Annotated in this window: 16 protein-coding genes; 8 read left to right on the top strand and 8 right to left on the bottom strand. The window is 41.6% G+C overall.

The annotated features are described in order from the left end of the window. Window positions 1–43: 43 nt before the first annotated feature. From RR876_RS05825 to RR876_RS05800, 6 genes are all read right to left on the bottom strand, one after another. On the bottom strand, window positions 44–865 hold the full coding sequence (locus RR876_RS05825; protein WP_332476791.1) for an ABC transporter permease: 822 nt from the start codon (window positions 863–865) through the stop codon (window positions 44–46). Next, window positions 865–1,824 (bottom strand): aliphatic sulfonate ABC transporter substrate-binding protein, encoded by a 960-nt coding sequence (locus tag RR876_RS05820; protein ID WP_078426636.1) that lies wholly within the window; start codon window positions 1,822–1,824, stop codon window positions 865–867. Before RR876_RS05820 ends, RR876_RS05825 begins: the two co-directional genes overlap by 1 nt. A 290-nt stretch (window positions 1,825–2,114) precedes the next feature. Continuing rightward, window positions 2,115–2,468 (bottom strand): hypothetical protein, encoded by a 354-nt coding sequence (locus RR876_RS05815; protein WP_029575052.1) that lies wholly within the window; start codon window positions 2,466–2,468, stop codon window positions 2,115–2,117. A 479-nt stretch (window positions 2,469–2,947) separates the two neighbouring features. Beyond that, the gene (locus RR876_RS05810; RefSeq protein WP_332476789.1) at window positions 2,948–3,907 is read right to left on the bottom strand and encodes a hypothetical protein; all 960 of its coding nucleotides are present in this window, start codon (window positions 3,905–3,907) and stop codon (window positions 2,948–2,950) included. A gap of 9 nt (window positions 3,908–3,916) precedes the next feature. Further along, window positions 3,917–5,239, bottom strand: coding sequence for a sphingomyelin phosphodiesterase (locus RR876_RS05805; protein WP_332476939.1), 1,323 nt, complete (start codon window positions 5,237–5,239; stop codon window positions 3,917–3,919). A gap of 328 nt (window positions 5,240–5,567) precedes the next feature. Then, entirely contained in the window at window positions 5,568–6,593 is a 1,026-nt protein-coding gene (locus RR876_RS05800) for an AraC family transcriptional regulator (RefSeq protein WP_332476788.1), read from the bottom strand. 143 nt (window positions 6,594–6,736) lie between these two features. Here RR876_RS05800 and RR876_RS05795 point away from each other — a divergent pair, with 143 nt between their 5' ends. The 8 genes from RR876_RS05795 (at window position 6,737) to RR876_RS05760 (ending at window position 15,035) form a co-directional block, all read left to right on the top strand. Beyond that, window positions 6,737–7,507: a 3-hydroxyacyl-CoA dehydrogenase gene (locus RR876_RS05795; protein WP_332476787.1), complete on the top strand. Its 771-nt coding sequence runs from the start codon at window positions 6,737–6,739 to the stop codon at window positions 7,505–7,507. A gap of 261 nt (window positions 7,508–7,768) precedes the next feature. Next, entirely contained in the window at window positions 7,769–8,905 is a 1,137-nt protein-coding gene (locus RR876_RS05790; RefSeq protein WP_332476786.1) for an acyl-CoA dehydrogenase family protein, read from the top strand. Between the two features lie 260 nt (window positions 8,906–9,165). Continuing rightward, window positions 9,166–10,812, top strand: coding sequence for an AMP-binding protein (locus RR876_RS05785; protein ID WP_332476785.1), 1,647 nt, complete (start codon window positions 9,166–9,168; stop codon window positions 10,810–10,812). 565 nt (window positions 10,813–11,377) lie between these two features. Continuing rightward, entirely contained in the window at window positions 11,378–12,148 is a 771-nt protein-coding gene (locus RR876_RS05780) for a HesA/MoeB/ThiF family protein (RefSeq protein WP_332476784.1), read from the top strand. 57 nt (window positions 12,149–12,205) lie between these two features. Then, window positions 12,206–13,504, top strand: coding sequence for an AarF/UbiB family protein (locus RR876_RS05775; RefSeq protein WP_332476783.1), 1,299 nt, complete (start codon window positions 12,206–12,208; stop codon window positions 13,502–13,504). A gap of 143 nt (window positions 13,505–13,647) precedes the next feature. After that, window positions 13,648–14,028, top strand: a complete 381-nt coding sequence (folB, locus tag RR876_RS05770) for a dihydroneopterin aldolase (protein ID WP_332476782.1) — start codon at window positions 13,648–13,650, stop codon at window positions 14,026–14,028. Then, window positions 13,985–14,428 (top strand): 2-amino-4-hydroxy-6-hydroxymethyldihydropteridine diphosphokinase, encoded by a 444-nt coding sequence (locus RR876_RS05765; RefSeq protein ID WP_332476781.1) that lies wholly within the window; start codon window positions 13,985–13,987, stop codon window positions 14,426–14,428. Before folB ends, RR876_RS05765 begins: the two co-directional genes overlap by 44 nt. A gap of 169 nt (window positions 14,429–14,597) precedes the next feature. After that, window positions 14,598–15,035, top strand: a complete 438-nt coding sequence (locus tag RR876_RS05760; protein ID WP_332476938.1) for a hypothetical protein — start codon at window positions 14,598–14,600, stop codon at window positions 15,033–15,035. 68 nt (window positions 15,036–15,103) lie between these two features. Here the strand turns inward: RR876_RS05760 and coq7 are convergent, their stop codons facing one another. Both coq7 and RR876_RS05750 read right to left on the bottom strand, forming a co-directional pair. Further along, on the bottom strand, window positions 15,104–15,739 hold the full coding sequence (coq7, locus tag RR876_RS05755; RefSeq protein WP_058951714.1) for a 2-polyprenyl-3-methyl-6-methoxy-1,4-benzoquinone monooxygenase: 636 nt from the start codon (window positions 15,737–15,739) through the stop codon (window positions 15,104–15,106). A gap of 4 nt (window positions 15,740–15,743) precedes the next feature. Further along, entirely contained in the window at window positions 15,744–17,063 is a 1,320-nt protein-coding gene (locus tag RR876_RS05750; protein WP_332476780.1) for an MFS transporter, read from the bottom strand. Window positions 17,064–17,065: the final 2 nt, after the last annotated feature.

Here is a 17,065-nt window from a genome sequence, read left to right as displayed (position 1 = left end):
TTCAAAATAAAAGCGCATTCGATGCGCTTTTATTTTTTCTAGCTTATGTTCCAAATACATCGCGCCAACGCAGCAGCCAAGTCTCGATGGCTTTCATGATGCTATCACTGAATTTTCCAAGCACGGCTAAAAGAATAATCGCTAAGATCACAATATCAGGACGTGAAGTTTCTCGACCATCACTCAGTAAGTAGCCAATGCCTTGTGTTGCTGCAATGAGTTCTGCGGCAATCATAAACATCCATGCCAAACTTAAACTGTTGCGCAGTCCCGTTAAGATCCCCGGCGATGCCGCAGGCAAAATAATCTGTTGCACTTGCTGCCAGTACTTCAGTCGATAGACTTGTGCGACTTCGATGAGCTTGCGATCAACCCCTTTAATCGCTGCGACAGTGTTGGTATAGGTCGGAAAAAATGCGCCAATTGCAATTAGGGTAATTTTCGATGCTTCATCAATTCCCAACCACAGTAAAAGTAGAGGAATCCACGCCAAGCTCGGTATGGATTTAATTGCGGAAAAACTGGGTTCTAAAAACGCTTCAACCTGTTTATTGAGTCCCACCAAAATCGCAAACATTAAAGCCAGGGCACTCCCAATAAAAAATCCTAAAAATACTCGCCATGTACTGGTCCAGACATGCATCCATAAATCTGCCTGCCATAAATCTAGAAAGGTTTGCCACAGACTACTGGGAGCAGGCAATAAATAAGGTTCAATAAAACCTGCACGAACCAGATATTCACAAGCAATCAGTAAGAGCATTGGAAGGGTGATCGCTTTGAGAACACGCTTCAATTTCAACTGAAATGAGGAACTCTTTTTCACTACAATAGGGGTGAAAGAGCTCGCGACTGACTTGGTCATTATTTGCTTACAACCTTTTGTGCATATTGTGGTTTAAACAACTGAGTCACGACTTGATTAACATTGGTGCCTTTACGGACTAAGTCTTCTTCATTCAAAATTCCGCCAGACTTTTGTAATGCAGCAATCTGTTTGGCTGACGGAATGTTTTGATCAAAGTTGGTACGGCTTAATTGTAATTTTGCGACATTCAACGGCAGTTTGGACTCGCGTGCCAGTAACTCCGCCAATTTCTCTGGGTTAGCTTTGGCCCATTTACGTGCTTGCTCATAAGCTTTAATCACTGCTTCAATAGCTTCGGGACTTTGCTGAGTAAAAGACTCTTTGACACTGAGTACGCTATAACTGTTAAACCCAATATTTCGATACAGCAGTTTTGCGCCAGATTGCACTTGTGCCGATGCCATCAGTGGATCTAGGCCTGCCCAAGCATCGACTTGACCACGTTCTAAAGCTGTTTTGCCATCTGGATGTTGTAAATGAACCAGTTGTACATCACGTTTATTTAGACCCACTGTATCCAGCGCTTGTAAGGTAAATAGAAATGGATCTGTGCCTTTGGTTGCGGCAATTTTTTTTCCTTTTAAGTCTTTTAGGCTTTTAATTTGGGAGTTTTTAGCAACCACTAAAGCAGTCCATTCAGGTTGGCTCTGGATATAAACGGTATTGATTGGACTGCCGTTGGCACGACTGAGTACGGCTGCAAGTCCTGCGGTTGAAGCAAAATCGACACTGCCGCTATTTAAATATTCCAACGAGCGGTTACTTCCTTGGCTAAATACCCATTTAATTTCAGTTTTAGGTAAGGCCTTTTCTAAGAGCTTTTGTTCTTTGACTACGAGGCTGGTTGGTGCGTAGTAGGCATAATCAAGTTTGAGCGTGTTTGGAATAGCGGCATTGGCATAAGAACCGATCAGACTTAAAATCAGTGAAGTGCTCAGTAGTTTAAAGTTTTTCATGTTGTATCATTTAAATAAGTTCATTTGTGGGTTCTTTTAACCTTATGGATGCGAAAAATAAAAAAAGAAAAATGGATAACAAAATATTAAATTGAAATAAACGGGTGGTCTTGGTTTAACTATCTGAATTTTAATAACTTGGTTGAGCTATGTGCAGTTTTTGGAGTATAGAATAACTTCCAAAAAGCATAGAATAATTTCTTCTTATATGAAAATTGCATAACTAAATCATTCATTTTGAATGAAAAAAAGCGACTGTAATAGTCGCTTTTTTTAAGGGGGTTGCAAGCTTACATTGGATAGTCTTGTAAACTGTCAAACACTTCAACTTGCTCTAAAGCATCAGTTTCAAGTGCAAGACAAAGTGTCACAATTTTCTTTAGATCAGCTAAATATTGTTCATCTTTAAACGATGCACCTAACTGAAGGGCTTGAATACGGTCAGCGCTAATATCCAACGCTTGAGCAGCTTCAATCGCATTAACTTCATTAAAAAATGCAGTAACAGCATGATTTAATTCAAGGTCTGATGCATTGAGAATACCTTGATCCAGTTGCTCTTCAAATTGTGGGGTAGGAGACTGCAAAGCTTGAGTAAAGTTTTGCACCAGACGTTGATCGAGAACATCAATCATTTTAAGCATGTCATAACCTTTAAAAGAAATAAGGTGATTAAACAGGGGGAGTACAGCCGGAAAATAAGCATTAAAGAATGCTTTAAAATTGGTTGAAAAATAATCCATTTTGGAGCTTTTTGCAAATAGATTCCGATAAATGAAAGATGGATTTGTTAAGTAAATGAAAAGATTAAATTTATTAAATTGAGTGCATGTTTACATTTTACGCTACTGCTCAAATGGACTCGGATCGATCAAAAAGAAGAATTCAATCTGGAATATTGTGGAATCTCAATTAAAAATTTATTTGAATTTGTTTTAAATTATTGAAATATAATATTTATATTGTCGGTATTGTTGCAATACTCTTTATTTTAAGATTACTGATTCAAACTTAGACATATTGTGGAAGTGAAATTTACAAGGACAAGCTAAAGCAATATGAGGTATTTAGCATTGCTTTAGCTGTCTTTGTTTAGGGTGGAGAATGATGAACGTTTAAGCCACTAGTTAAAGTGCTTTTGCCTCAGTTGTTCTAGGCGGAGTTGATATTGCTGCTGCCATGCACTTTCAGCTAAGTTTTGTTTTTGCTGGTTCATTTCTTGGTTCAGAGCAGCAAGTTCAGATTGATAACTAGCGATCTGTTGTTGCTGTCGAGCGACTTGTTGTTCGCGTTCAGCCAATTGCGCCGCCTCTTTGCCTGAAAAGTAGCTGTTACGAATTTGTTGGGTAATTTCTTGCTGTTGTATTGGGTCGGTGACGCCAATTAAAGCCAATTTAAGGGCTTTATCATAACTACCACTTTGACCATCAATATTTTTGCTCGGGTTTTTATATTGTTGCTGTAATTGCGTAAGTTCATTCAGACGTTGTTGTAGCGTCATGTGCGGTGCGCGGCTCAAAAGCTCACCATAAGCAAACTGATAGCTGGCAAATTCTTTTTCTTCAGCAAAGCCAAGTTGTGTTTCTTGCTTACCTAAAGTTTGTTCACGTAAGTTCCAAATCTCCTGATAACGCTGTTGTGGTGTCATTTGTGTGGACATGGTTTTAGCTTGCATTTCTTTTTCGTACAGTGGTAGGCGTTCTATCAATTGTTTTAAAGTCTGGGCAAACTGCTGATCTGGATATTCGTCCAATACTTGTTTTAATAATGCCTGACAGTTGGTATCGGGGCAGTTTTGCTGTAACTGGTTTAATAATTGTGTGATATTGCCCGGATTTTTTTGAAAGTGTTGAATGATTTGTTGGATTGATTCTTGTTGCTGTTGTTGCTGCATTTTTGACTCGTCATTGTTTGCAGCGGCAAGCTTCTCTTGCAAACTGCTGGGTTGAGCAGTCTCTGTAAGGGACGGTGAGGATGCCTGAGTTTGACCCGATGTGGCATATGATGAGCCAAGGCCCAACCATATCACCACACCGATCACCAATACACTCAGCACCAAAGCGATAAGCCCAAAGCGCTTCATTATTCTTCCTTATGGGTTGTATTGGAATTGACCCATTACTGGGAAGTGGTCAGATAAGTCCCAAGTCATAAATACGGGGTCGGCAGCCGAGCGAAGAATACGGACATCATTACGTGCTTGCATAGGCTGACGGTGGTTATTGGATGACACTACATAGTCTAAATATTCTACGGTAGAGCCGCCCGTGAGTCCTGCACCTGCGAGTTTATTCACTCGTGGATCGAAGGTCGATTCGGTATATCCTGTGCTGACTGGTACCGTACCATTCAAGTTGATTTGCATTTGCGCATAATCTTGCGGCCACAGTAGTTTATTGACATTAAAGTCACCGCCCATGAGTACCGCATCAAATGACGGGATATTTTGCTTATCGACCAAAGCGCGGATTTGCTTAAATTGTTGCTGGCGCATATCACGTGCCGCGTCGGTATCAAACGATGCGGTATGCGTGGAGGTCACATGATAGGCTTTGCCATTCTTGAGAATTTCAGCATAAATCACGCCTTTATCGGCAAAACAGTCAATGCCTGTACAGCTCGGGTAAATAAAATGATCCGTTTTTACAATTGGATGGCGACTTGCAACCAATATGCCGCTGTCATAGATATTGAAACCTGAACCGATTGGAATATAAGTTTGGTACGGATATTCCTGCGCTAATTTGGCCAACATGGCGGTACGACCAGAAGCAAAGGTTTCTTGGAATAAGATCGCGTCGTAGCCTTTTAGGTTTTGCGGCAGTTGCTCTAAACGCGAATCAATTTTGCTTGCCACTAAAGGAAGCGCATAAATATTGTAGGTTAAAACTTTAAACTCATCAGCACTGCTGACAACGGGTTCTGGCACGGTATTTTGATGGATAGTGTAGTGGAAGTCATCATAACCACCAGTATATTCAGCTTTAAACGCAGTCTGCGCCGCTTTTCCTGCATAATTGGTGTTGAAACGCTGAATGTTACGGTCGTTGAACCATGGTGCAGAAAAATCACTACCAGATGCAGAGTGTTTAATATCACTGCCAGACCAAGTGCCAGTCATGGATTGTTTCAGGGTGACGCTTGAACCACCGCCTGTAATCACGGTATCAAAATTATAGGTTTGACCTGACTTTACCCCAGTATAACGGTTATAACGCAGTACACGTTTGGTTTCATAAGGTGCAATTTGGGTTGCTTCTTGAGCCCATTGACTCCCCTGAGTTAAGGTGCGTGTGCCGTGATGATTAACATTGACGGATACCGTTTCAGGGGTGGTATTGGTCACATAAATGTATGAGTCGGCTATCGCTTGCTGACTGCACAGCAATAATGATAACCATCCGATATTTTTCATTAAGTTTTTATTTAATTGGGTGCTCATGTGTTCCCTCCATGATGTTTTTATTCAATATTGTGTAAAACAATATGACGAGATCACTATGGCAGGTAATTTTTTTAAGTCAGTGACAAAGTGCGACAGCACCCTAATTTTCCGATGAATGAGCATCAAAAATTCAATTTAATTTATAAGCCCTGTTGACATTTCATTTGGCCAATCAAAACCCAAGCCTGAACAATTGAATGATAAGGTTTGACTTGAACGAGAAAATTTTATGGGTTGGTTATTTGTTATGTAGAAAGAGCAAGAGTGTCTTGTAGTTGCCTATATCAATCGACCTAAGTTAAGCGTCCTTATTTTGACGATAAGCGCCGGGGCTGACGCCTGTCCATTTTTTAAAAGCACGATGGAAAGCACTCGGATCATGAAAATTGAGTTCAGTGCTAATGTCTTGTAATGATACTTGGCTGTTACTGAGTAGCTCAATCGCCATATCACGGCGTATATCATTTTTGAGTTGTTGATAACTGAAACCTTCACTTTTCAGGCGACGCTGAATAGTCGCCTCAGACATATTGAAATGATGGGCAATTTCAGACAGTTCAAGCCACTGGATCGGGGGTTCTTGCATTAAATAGCGTCGAATTTGGGCACTGATTGAATGTGGGTTTTTATAACGGGTCAGTAAAATATGTGGGGTTTGCTGAATAAATTGATACCACGATTTGCTGTCCTGTTTTATGGGCATTTTTAAATAATTTGCATCGAACTGAATATAGTTTTCAGCCATTTGATACTGGATGTTTTCACAAAAACGAACTTTGTAGTCGATGTCATCTTTAGGTGCAGCACATTTGAGTTGAATTTGATTCAAAATCACCCGTTGACCCACTAGCCAACACATTAGGGCATGAATCAGCATGATGTAAGTTGCGTAACTAAACATTCGCTTGGGCTGCTGTCTTTCATAAATCACAATATAGGCATAATGCTCTTGCACCATGAGTTGACTACTAAAGTCGTCTAGCACCAGATTCATAAATTGCAAAATATGCTGAAGGGCTTGGTCCAACTGGGTGGTGTGTAATAGTGATTTAGATAAAAACTGAAAACTGCCACGGCGCATAGCATGGCGATCCATCCCAAAAAACTCATCATTCATCACATTGGCCAGTTCAGTCCAGAGCTGTGCATATTGATTGACTGAGATTCGTGCTTTTGTCGCACTTAACAATTCGCTATTGATGCCTGCATTTTTCAAAATATCAGCAACTGCATATCCCTGCTTTTCAGCTTCAAACAATGCTTCGTGTACCAAAGCAATTGAAATGGAATCTTTCTGGGCGTTTGCATGTTCCGATGCAGTCATAGTGGCTTCCATATTTTTATTGTGCATTTTGAGCATTGTCCAAAACCATCATGGAAGATGCAATATTTGGAAATTGTACTCAAGTGCTTCTGTGTTTACATTTCTTCTTAAGTCGTAGCATTCAATCATACAAGGAAAAATAAATGAAGATTCAAGGGAAGATTTTTGTCGTCACGGGTGGTGCATCGGGTCTAGGTGCAGCGACAGCACGTCATTTGATTGAGCAAGGTGCGAAAGTCATTTTGGTGGATATGAACCAAGCTTTAGGTGAAGAGCTACAGCGTGAGTTGGGTGAAAATGCTCAGTTTAAAAGCCTCGATGTTACTGATGAGCATGCTGTGCAAAGTTTTTTCCAAGAAGTCGAGGCGGAATATGCACAGTTGAATGGTTTGGTGAACTGTGCGGGTGTAGCGCCTTCAGCCAAAGTGTTGGGTCGTGATGGTATTCATGAGCTGGCGTTATTCCAAAAAGTATTAAACATCAATGTCTCAGGTACTTTTAATATGCTGCGTTTTGCGGCGCAGTTAATCTCAAAATATGAACTTCAAGCCGGTGAAGAAGAACGCGGTGTGATTGTGAATACAGCTTCGGTTGCAGCTTATGACGGGCAAATTGGCCAGACTGCTTACGCAGCTTCTAAGGGTGCTGTAGTTTCAATGACTTTACCGCTGGCACGCGAGCTAGCACGTGAAAAAATTCGAGTGATGACCATTGCTCCGGGCATTATGGAAACGCCAATGTTGAAGGCGATGCCGCAAAATGTACAAGATGCGTTGGGTGAAATGGTGCCATTTCCGAAGCGGTTGGCAAAACCTCAAGAGTTTGCTCAGCTTGTAGGGCATATTTTTGAAAATAGTTATTTGAATGGTGAAGTGATTCGTTTAGATGGCGCGATTCGTATGCAGCCTAAATAATCTATTTTGATTTGTGATCTTTGAGTTTATGACGGAGTCTTGCATCGATAAGTAAAGGCTTCTTATAACCTTCGGTTCGGCCTACTTTTCTTTCGGAAAAAGTAGGCAAAACCATCTCCATTCGCAAAACCTGTTTTATTAAATTTACAGACTACTTTCTCGCAGAAACATTATCTTTTGAAAGGCTTTCAGGTTGCGAATGGGTCGCCGTGTATCAAATACTTATTAAATTTAATAACCTGAATAGAGAAGGGATACTCCATGCTTTTAAATGAAGAACAAAAAATGGTTCAGGATATGTTGCGTAGTTATTCGCAGGAAAAACTGAAGCCAACCGCGGCTGTACGTGACAAAACTGCACAGTTTCCTGCGCAAGAACTTAAAGAGCTTGGTGAGTTAGGTGCTTTGGGTATGACTGTTTCACCTGAGTGGGGTGGTGCAGGCTTAGATTATATTTCACTGGTGGTGGCACTTGAGGAAATTGCAGCAGGTGATGGTGCGATTTCGACCATTGTCAGCGTGCAAAACTCACTACCGTGCGGTATTACCCAGCGCTACGGAACTGATGCACAAAAGCAGAAATATTTAAGCAAGCTTGCCACAGGTGAGTGGTTGGGATGTTTTTGTCTCACTGAACCACAAGCAGGCTCAGATGCAGGTGCATTGGAGTGTAAGGCCGTTCGTGAGGGTGATGAATGGGTGCTGAATGGAACCAAGCAATTCATTACCACAGGAAAGCATGCGCAAGTCGCTTTGGTTTTTGCAGTCACAGACAAAGTTGCGGGTAAGAAAGGCATTTCTTGCTTTTTAGTCCCAACCAATACCAAAGGCTATATTGTCTCTCGTATAGAAGAAAAGATGGGGCAGCATTGTTCAGATACGGCAACCATCGTTTTGGAAAACTGCCGCATTCCGGCTGATCATTTGCTAGGTGCGGAAGGTGAGGGCTATAAAATTGCGCTTTCAAATTTGGAGTCGGGGCGTATTGGCATTGCAGCGCAATCAGTGGGTATGGCGCGTGCCGCTTTAGATGCAGCGGTTGAATACGCCAATGACCGCAAAGCCTTCGGTGTTGAAATTGTACAACATCAAGCAGTTGCTTTTCGTTTAGCCGATATGGCGACGCAAATTGAAGCGGCACGGCAGTTAATTTTCCATGCAGCGGCTTTGAAGGATGCAGGTTTGCCATGTTTAAAAGAAGCCTCTATGGCCAAATTGTTTGCCTCAACCATGGCGGAGCGAGTTTGTTCTGATGCTATTCAAATTCATGGTGGCTATGGCTATGTTTCAGATTTTCCTGTTGAACGAATTTATCGGGACGTCCGTGTGAGCCAGATTTATGAAGGAGCATCTGATATCCAGCGTCTTGTGATTGCACGTGAAGTCACCAAGGTTTAAGTCGGCTCAGTTTTAGACCTTGGTCGATGTTCAAAGCCTACATTTTCATTGAGGGATTTGGAAATTGTAGGTGCATTTAAAACATGGTTATCTAGGTACAGCAGTTAATTACGGTCATATAAGTCGAGCAACTGAACTGCTCGAGTGTTTCAAACAATATAGGACTGACAATGACGTCAGTTCAACGCTTAAAACGATAAAGAATATGGACGGCCAAAGTGGATTTGGCCTTAAAAAATGGATAATGCGAGGTTGTCGTGATGAAGACATTAGAACAAGCCCATCAAGAATTTAACTATGAGCAACTGATTCAAGAACAATTGGTCGGCCAACCCAATGCAATAAATGCTTATATTGAGTGTTGTCAGCGCTATGTCGGGCAGCAAAAAATAGCACTCATTTGGGAAGGAAAAAATGGAGAGTCTGAGCAATGGAGTTTTGAACAGCTCGATGTTGTCTCAGCACAGTTGGCAAATTATTTTAAAAGTATTGGCATTCAAGTAGGTGACTGTATCGCAGGGCTGTTACCGCGTACGCCTGAACTATTAATTACGATTTTAGCAACATGGCGGATCGGCGCGATTTATCAACCTTTGTTTACCGCTTTTGAGTCGAAAGCGATTGAGCATCGGGTTTTAACTGCAAACACCAAATTGATTGTAACCAATGCAGAGCAACGTCCAAAATTAAATCACGTTGAAGTTAAACATATCCTGACTGTGAATGCAGGAACAAACTTAGCTAGTAATGAAGCTGATTTTTGGCAGGAAGCAGAACAACAGGCCGATCAATGTGAAGCTGTTTTGCGTAGCTTTGATGATGATTTCCTGATGATGTTTACCTCAGGCACCACAGGTTTGGCGAAATCCGTACCTGTCCCATTAAAAGCGGTTTTGGCTTTTAAGGGCTATATGCAACATGCAGTCGATTTAAGAGAAGACGATTCATTCTGGAATTTAGCCGATCCGGGCTGGGCTTATGGGTTGTACTACGGCATTACTGGGCCGCTCAGCTTGGGGCATAGCATCATTATGGATGAGCGTGCATTTAGCGTCGATCATGCGGTTGAAGTCATTAAAAAGTATCGCGTTAGTAACTTAACGGGTTCGCCTACAGCTTTTCGGATGTTCTTTGGTTTTAAAGAGAAGTTTGATCCTTCCATTAAAACCCACTTACGCGCCGTCAGTAGTGCGGGTGAGCCTTTGACCCCAGAAGTGATTCATTGGTTCAATAATGATCTGAACGTTAACATTTATGACCAATATGGACAAACTGAGTTGGGCATGGTGATTGCTAACCATCATGCATTGGAGCATGAGAAAAAAGTTGGTTCGGCAGGCTTTGCCAACCCAGGACACCGTTTTGCAGTACTGGATGCGAATCACCAAGAAGTGAAGTGCGGTGAAATTGGAACGTTGGCGATAGACTTTAGCCAGTCACCACTGACATGGTTTAAGGGCTATGGTGGCAATAATCGTAAATCCTTTGTGGGGCAGTATTATTTAACAGGTGATACGGTCAAACTAAATGAAATTGGCGGTATCGACTTTGTTGGACGTGCTGACGATGTCATTACAACGTCAGGCTATCGAGTTGGTCCTTTTGATGTCGAAAGTACCTTACTTGAGTGTGCCGAAGTACTTGAGTCTGCTGTGATTGGTAAGCCTGATCCAGAGCGCACTGAAGTGGTGAAAGCTTTTGTGGTGCTGAAGCCACAGTACCAAGCATCTAAAGAATTGGATGGCAAACTCCAAGCCTATGTGCGCTCACGTTTATCTAAACATGCGTATCCGAAAGAAATTGAGTTTGTTGAAAGCTTGCCGAAAACGTCGAGTGGCAAAATTCAACGTAATTTACTGAAACAGCAAGAAGTAGCAAAGATGCAAACTTTACAAGCTGCCATTTAATTTATAAATAAAAGGGTCTTAGGGGTAACTTGAATTCGATGTAATTGTTGATCTAACCGATTGAAGAAAATTATCTTGGCGGAGTCTTATCAAATTTTCATCCAATTTCATCATTAGCCTGCGGCTCGCCCTACTTTTGTTTCGGCAAAAGTAGGCAAAACCATGGTCATCTGCAAAACCTGTTCTTTTCTTGGATTTGTTAAAATATATCGAAGAAACATTATCTTGCTTACCCCCATACAGGCTGAAGATGACGCTTTCCGAGTATTACTTTTTTGTTGAAATCTAGTTCGAGTTAAAGCCAGTCAGTTCTAAATGGGCTGGCTTTTTCTTTTATTCATTTATAGCGGGATATGACTTGTGGAACACCGCTTGAAATATAGCTAGAGGTATTAATAGCCTAAGTAAATTAAAATAGGCAACTAGTATGATTCAATACATTAACTTAAAAGTGAAAAAGTTGAGCTATGTAAAGCACATAGCATTTATTGAATTTGTGCATAGCTAACCTTGGTTTCATGGGTATAATTCGCTATCAACATTTTCTTTAGCGAAAGGCTGAATCATGGACGAGTTAGATGAAAGTCTAGAACTCAGTAGTGCTGAAATGCATCTCTATAGCCGTCAAATTTTATTGGACGGATGGGATATAGAGGCACAAGAAAAACTAAAGTTAGCCAATGTACTGATAGTGGGCTGTGGTGGCATCGGTTGTATGACTGCGGAGTTATTGGCACGTGCTGGTGTAGGGCAAATCACCTTGATTGATGCCGATACCATCGAAGTGAGCAATCTCCAAAGACAGATTGCCTATGTAGAAGATAATGTCGGTTTTTATAAAGCAGAGGTTTTGGCCCAGCGTTTAAAGCAGATTAATCCCTATATTCAAGTCCATGCGCATGCCGTAAAACTTGATACATCTAATGCAGCTAGCTTAATTGTAGGTCAAGACTTAGTCCTTGATGGTTGTGATAATTTTATGACACGGTATTTGGTCAATCAGCAGTGTAAAGCGGCCAATGTTCCACTCATCAGTGCATCAGCCATTGGCTTTCAAGGGCAACTGTTTATGGTGGAAGGTGAGTCCGCTTGCTATGAATGTCTGTTCCCGAGAGAAGAACATACGAATGAAAGCCTACGCTGTGCAGATTCGGGCGTTTTAGCTACCACGCCAAACGTGATGGCCAGCCTTCAAGCGCATCATGCACTCTTATATTTGGGTTTAAATGTAACCGCACTTAAACAACGCCTGTTGCTTTGGGATGGTCTAAGTATGAAACAACGTTTGCTTGCTTTCGAAAAAGATACAGATTGTCCAGTTTGTCAGGCAAGATAAGCCTACAATTTTTTTATTCTTTGATACACTCAATACAATTTATTTTTGACCGATATTATGAAGAACAATATCTTTTTAGATGGACTGCGTTCTGTTGCCCGCGTTGGGGAAACAGCCGTCATTGCAGCGCGTGCGGGTATTAAGTACGCAACTGAAAAACCAAGTAATGCCAAACTGATGCGTGAAACCTTCGAGTCTCTGGGTTCAACCTATATCAAGTTGGGTCAGTTTATTGCGAGTACGCCTTCACTTTTTCCACGTGAATATGTTGAAGAGTTTCAAGGCTGTTTAGACCAAACTCCATCTTTACCGTTTAGTTATGTACAAGGGGTTTTGGCGTCTGAGTTTGAAGGCCGAAACCTGTCTGAGATTTTTGCATCGATTGATGAAACACCGTTAGCTTCAGCATCTATTGCCCAAGTCCATGCTGCAAAGCTGGTGACGGGCGAAGATGTGGTGATTAAAGTACAAAAGCCAGGTGTAGAAACAATTCTGTATACCGACTTAAATGTTCTGCACTGGGCAACCAAGGTTTTAGAAAAAGCAGTGCCTAAAGTCAAATTTGCATCGCTTGCAGACATTGTGGACGAAATCAAAACCCGCATGGTTCGTGAAGTCGATTTTATTGAAGAAGCCAGTAATCTGGATGACTTTGTGAACTATCTCAATATCACGCAAAACCATAAGGCGATGGCGCCTAAGGTCTATCACCAATATTCGACTCGCCGTGTGCTCACCATGCAGCGTCTTTACGGTGTGCCATTAACTGATTTTGAAGTGGTTAAAAAGCGCTGTAAGGATCCATCACAAGTCCTGATTACTGCCATGAACACATGGTTTGGTAGCCTGATGATGTGTAATAGCTTCCATGCTGACTTACATGCTGGAAACCTGATGCTGCTTGATGATGGTCGTGTCGGTTTTATTGATTTCGGAATTGTGGGGCAGTTGAAACCTGAAGTCTGGACAGCTTGCATCGCGTTTATGGATGCCTTACAAAAAACGGATTATGCACTCATGGCGGAAAATATGCTGGGAATGGGCATGACCGCAGTGAAGATTGATACTCAGGTGTTGGCTGCAGATCTTGAGCGTTTATTCAGTGGTGTGTTGTTGGCAGATCCGCAAGAGTTGCTGAGTTCAAACCCAGCAGATTTGAATGACATCATGATGGATATGGTCGCAGTGGGCGAGCGTCACGGTATTCGCTTCCCGCGTGATTTTGCCTTGTTATTTAAACAGATGCTGTATTTCGATCGTTTCATGCGCATCCTTGCACCCTATACCGACATCTATGCTGACCAGCGTTTGCAAATGGTGCAAACTATGGACCCAAATGTGTTGTTAAAAAACTAAATTTTTTGAAGCACATTCTCCAAAAAATCCCTTTCAGTTCCTCTTTTGAAGAGAGGGACTGGAAACGCTTTCCTGTTTAAGGGATGAGAAACATGGTTTCGCAAGGCAGGGATTAAAAGTCAAAATCTGTTAAAGGTAATAATGTGGACGCAATTATCATTGAAGGCTTAAAAGTTGAAACAGTGGTTGGCTGTTTTAACTGGGAACGTCAGATTATTCAGCCTTTAATGTTGGATATGGTTATTCAAACAAATTTGGAGCAAGCATCAAACTCAGATGACTTAGACCATACCTTAAATTATGCTGAAATTTGTGAAATTGCAGCAAAGGTTATTCAAGATGCTAAGCCTGAGCTGATTGAACATGCGGCAAAATTGGTCATCAACGCACTTTTTTCTACCTTTCATGCGATTGAATCGATTAATATTACCATCCGTAAGCCTGCCATTATCGCGCAAGCAAATTCTGTAGGAATTCGTCTTGAACGCCACCGAAACGATTTTCGCCCTAGCTCTGGCGAGTAATAATAATCCAAAGCAACATTTTTTATATGCCTCTGAGCAACTTGCTAAAATTGGGCAACTGCAATTTTCGAATATTTATTTAATTCCATGCCGTGATGGGGTTGGGGCAGATTATTGGAATGCAGCCTGTTTGCTGAAATCGTCTTTGTCTGTTACCGATATTTCAGTATTGCTGAAAAATATGGAAGCTACATCTGGGCGTATTCGTCCATCGCATCAGATTTCACTAGATGTCGATTTGATTGCATGGGGGAGAGACTTAGAATATATGCAGTTCAATCCCAAAAAATTGCCTTTGGCTCTAGACGTTAAAATTCCAATGTTCGATGTGTGGAATGATGCTGCATTTCAACATCAAGCGCATGTATTTCCAACGGTGAGCTGTTTGGAAGCTAAGTAACATATCGAAGTGTGATTGGCACTTGAACTGGCTTAACATGCTCATAAAACACAATTCACAGCGAGCTATTTTCATGAAAATACAAATTTTTAGCGCTCTTTCTTTAGCAGTGCTTCTAGCGGGCTGTCATTCAACACCGTCTAAGATGACAGCGACGACTACAACTGCTATGGATACAACGAGTATCTCTCAAACTGCTGAAAAACAAGGGCTAAAACTAGCTGTACAGGCCTATACGCAAGATCAATCGGATTATCAAAGTAGTCTGTATGATTTAAACCAAGACGGTATCGATGATGCCGTGGTGCTATTAAGTGGGATGGAGTGGTGTGGTTCAGGTGGCTGTACATTGTTGGTCTTTAAAGGTCTTGAAAATGGAAGTTTCCAACCGCATAGCAAAATGACTGTGTCATCTACACCGATTTATGCTTTAAGTACCCAAACCCAAGGTTGGCGTGATTTGTCGGTTTATACGCGTGGTTTAGGGCAAGTCGTGCTGAAATACAATGGGAAAAGCTATCCATCCAATCCATCACTATCATCAAAATATACGGCGAATTTAAAGCAAGCGGTTAATACCTTATTACTGCCGATATCAGCGGAATAAGCAAATTAGAGTCAATAAAAAAGCAGTGGCATAACCACTGCTTTTTTATAAGAGTAAGGCATATTTGCTTAAATAAAATAACTGGTCTTGGTCATGAGTTTTGAAATAGCCGTCATGGTGATTTTGACAGGAATTGGCAAATCGACACCGCCAGCATTCAGTGCTGTATCACGGTGATGTAATTCATCTTCATTCATTTGCACAAGGATATTGCGTGAACGGTCATCTTGAGCAGGGAGTTGGCTGATGTGATGTTGTAAATGTAGACTGACTTGACGTTCAGTTTCTGCAACAAAACCTAAGCTATATTTATCACCTGCAATGCCTGCGATTGCGCCCATACCAAAGGATAAGCTGTACCAAATAGGATTGAGTAGACTGGTATGGCTATCCAGCTCTTTTAAGCGGTCTTCACACCATGCAAGATGGTCTTGTTCTTCAATCGCTGCTTGTTCCATTTCGCGGCGTACATTTGGCAGTTTTGCCGTTAAAGCTTGCCCATGATAAAGCGCTTGCGCACACACTTCGCCACTATGGTTGACCCGCATTAAACCTGCAACATGACGCGCTTCACTCACTGCGAGTTGGGTTTCGACCGCCTTGCCTGGGTTTTCACGTTGAGCAGACGTTGTGCCTGGAACTAAGCTACGCAGGGCTTGATCAAAAGAATTGATAAATTTATCGATGCCAGTGTAATGACGCATAACTTTAGTCCTCTAACTCAGGTTGTACAGTTTTTAGCATGGGTTTGAGCCGATATAACAACCACAGCGTAAAGCCCGCACTCAATACAGCAGTAATGCTAAAAAGTATTTTAATATCAATCTTCAAAACACTTAAAATGATAATCGAAAATATAGCAGAAGACACCATAAACACCGCATTTAATATGTTGTTTGCGGCAACAACACGTGCACGGTGTGAACGCGGTGAATAGGCTTGCATCATGGCGTATAGCGGCACAATATAAAAACCGCCACTGATGCCGAGTAAGGTCACCGCAAGCATGACATGGTAGTAAATTGCACCGTGGTTAAACATATCCGCGATATTCATCATCACGCCTGTACGCTCAGGTACAAAAGCTAGACTCAAAGCCAAGTAAAAGGCAAATAGGGTGAGTCCAATCGCACCGATAGGCACCATTTTAATATTCACTTCAGAGCCACCAATTCTACGACACAGCAGTGAACCGACTCCAATCCCGACAGAAAAGAAGGTGAGTAAAAGACTGACGACATTTTCTGATGCATGTAGGTTTTGTTGAGTCAACTGTGGAATTTGGGTGAGATAAGTTGCACCGTAAAACCAATACCATGAATTCCCCAGTAAAATCATAAAGATGAGGGGGAAGCTTTTGGCATATTTGAGTGTTTGAAAACTGGTTCTAAAGAAATTCCAGTCAATTTTTAAGTCGGGTGAGCTGACTTGTTGTTTTAAGATAAATCGGCTGGAGAGATAACCCAAAATGGCAATGATGACGACAGTCAGGCTGATCCAAATAAGATTGCCTTGAGAAGCCGAAATGACTGCGCCACCCAAAATCATCCCGATTAAAATAGCAATGGAGGTACCCGACTGAAATAGCGCATTGCCCGACATGAGTTCATTCGGTTTTAGAATCTCAGGTAAAATGGCGTATTTAATGGGGCCAAAGAAGGTGGAGTGTGTGCCCATCATAAATAGAGCCAAGAGCAGTAGCCATAAATTGCCCAATAAGAAACCCGCGGAACCAATGAGCATAATCACAATTTCTAGAACTTTGATGCCTCGAATAAGTTGTGAGCGCTCAAACTTATCGGCAATTTGTCCTGCGGTTGCAGAAAAAATGAAGTAAGGCAAAATAAATAACAGCGCGGCTAAATTATTTAAGGTACTGACATCCGCGGCTTGTTGATTAATCCATCCATAAGTAATGACTAAAAGCAAAGCCTGTTTATAGACATTGTCGTTTAAAGCACCAAAAAATTGGGTAATAAACATGGGAAGAAAACGACGGGTACTTAATAGATGTTCATTGTTTTTCATGC

The sequence above is a fragment of the Acinetobacter sp. genome, from assembly GCF_036666595.1.
GTDB lineage: Bacteria > Pseudomonadota > Gammaproteobacteria > Pseudomonadales > Moraxellaceae > Acinetobacter.
This window is presented reverse-complemented; position numbering and strand designations above follow the sequence as displayed.

Excerpts from the sequence above, each read along its gene's own strand:
- RR876_RS05825 (WP_332476791.1), bottom strand. The coding sequence starts at position 865 with ATGACCAAGTCAGTCGCGAGCTCTTTCACCCCTATTGTAGTGAAAAAG.
- RR876_RS05820 (WP_078426636.1), bottom strand. The coding sequence starts at position 1,824 with ATGAAAAACTTTAAACTACTGAGCACTTCACTGATTTTAAGTCTGATC.
- RR876_RS05815 (WP_029575052.1), bottom strand. The coding sequence starts at position 2,468 with ATGCTTAAAATGATTGATGTTCTCGATCAACGTCTGGTGCAAAACTTT.
- RR876_RS05810 (WP_332476789.1), bottom strand. The coding sequence starts at position 3,907 with ATGAAGCGCTTTGGGCTTATCGCTTTGGTGCTGAGTGTATTGGTGATC.
- RR876_RS05805 (WP_332476939.1), bottom strand. The coding sequence starts at position 5,239 with ATGAAAAATATCGGATGGTTATCATTATTGCTGTGCAGTCAGCAAGCG.
- RR876_RS05800 (WP_332476788.1), bottom strand. The coding sequence starts at position 6,593 with ATGACTGCATCGGAACATGCAAACGCCCAGAAAGATTCCATTTCAATT.
- RR876_RS05795 (WP_332476787.1), top strand. The coding sequence starts at position 6,737 with ATGAAGATTCAAGGGAAGATTTTTGTCGTCACGGGTGGTGCATCGGGT.
- RR876_RS05790 (WP_332476786.1), top strand. The coding sequence starts at position 7,769 with ATGCTTTTAAATGAAGAACAAAAAATGGTTCAGGATATGTTGCGTAGT.
- RR876_RS05785 (WP_332476785.1), top strand. The coding sequence starts at position 9,166 with ATGAAGACATTAGAACAAGCCCATCAAGAATTTAACTATGAGCAACTG.
- RR876_RS05780 (WP_332476784.1), top strand. The coding sequence starts at position 11,378 with ATGGACGAGTTAGATGAAAGTCTAGAACTCAGTAGTGCTGAAATGCAT.
- RR876_RS05775 (WP_332476783.1), top strand. The coding sequence starts at position 12,206 with ATGAAGAACAATATCTTTTTAGATGGACTGCGTTCTGTTGCCCGCGTT.
- RR876_RS05760 (WP_332476938.1), top strand. The coding sequence starts at position 14,598 with ATGGATACAACGAGTATCTCTCAAACTGCTGAAAAACAAGGGCTAAAA.
- coq7 (WP_058951714.1), bottom strand. The coding sequence starts at position 15,739 with ATGCGTCATTACACTGGCATCGATAAATTTATCAATTCTTTTGATCAA.
- RR876_RS05750 (WP_332476780.1), bottom strand. The coding sequence starts at position 17,063 with ATGAAAAACAATGAACATCTATTAAGTACCCGTCGTTTTCTTCCCATG.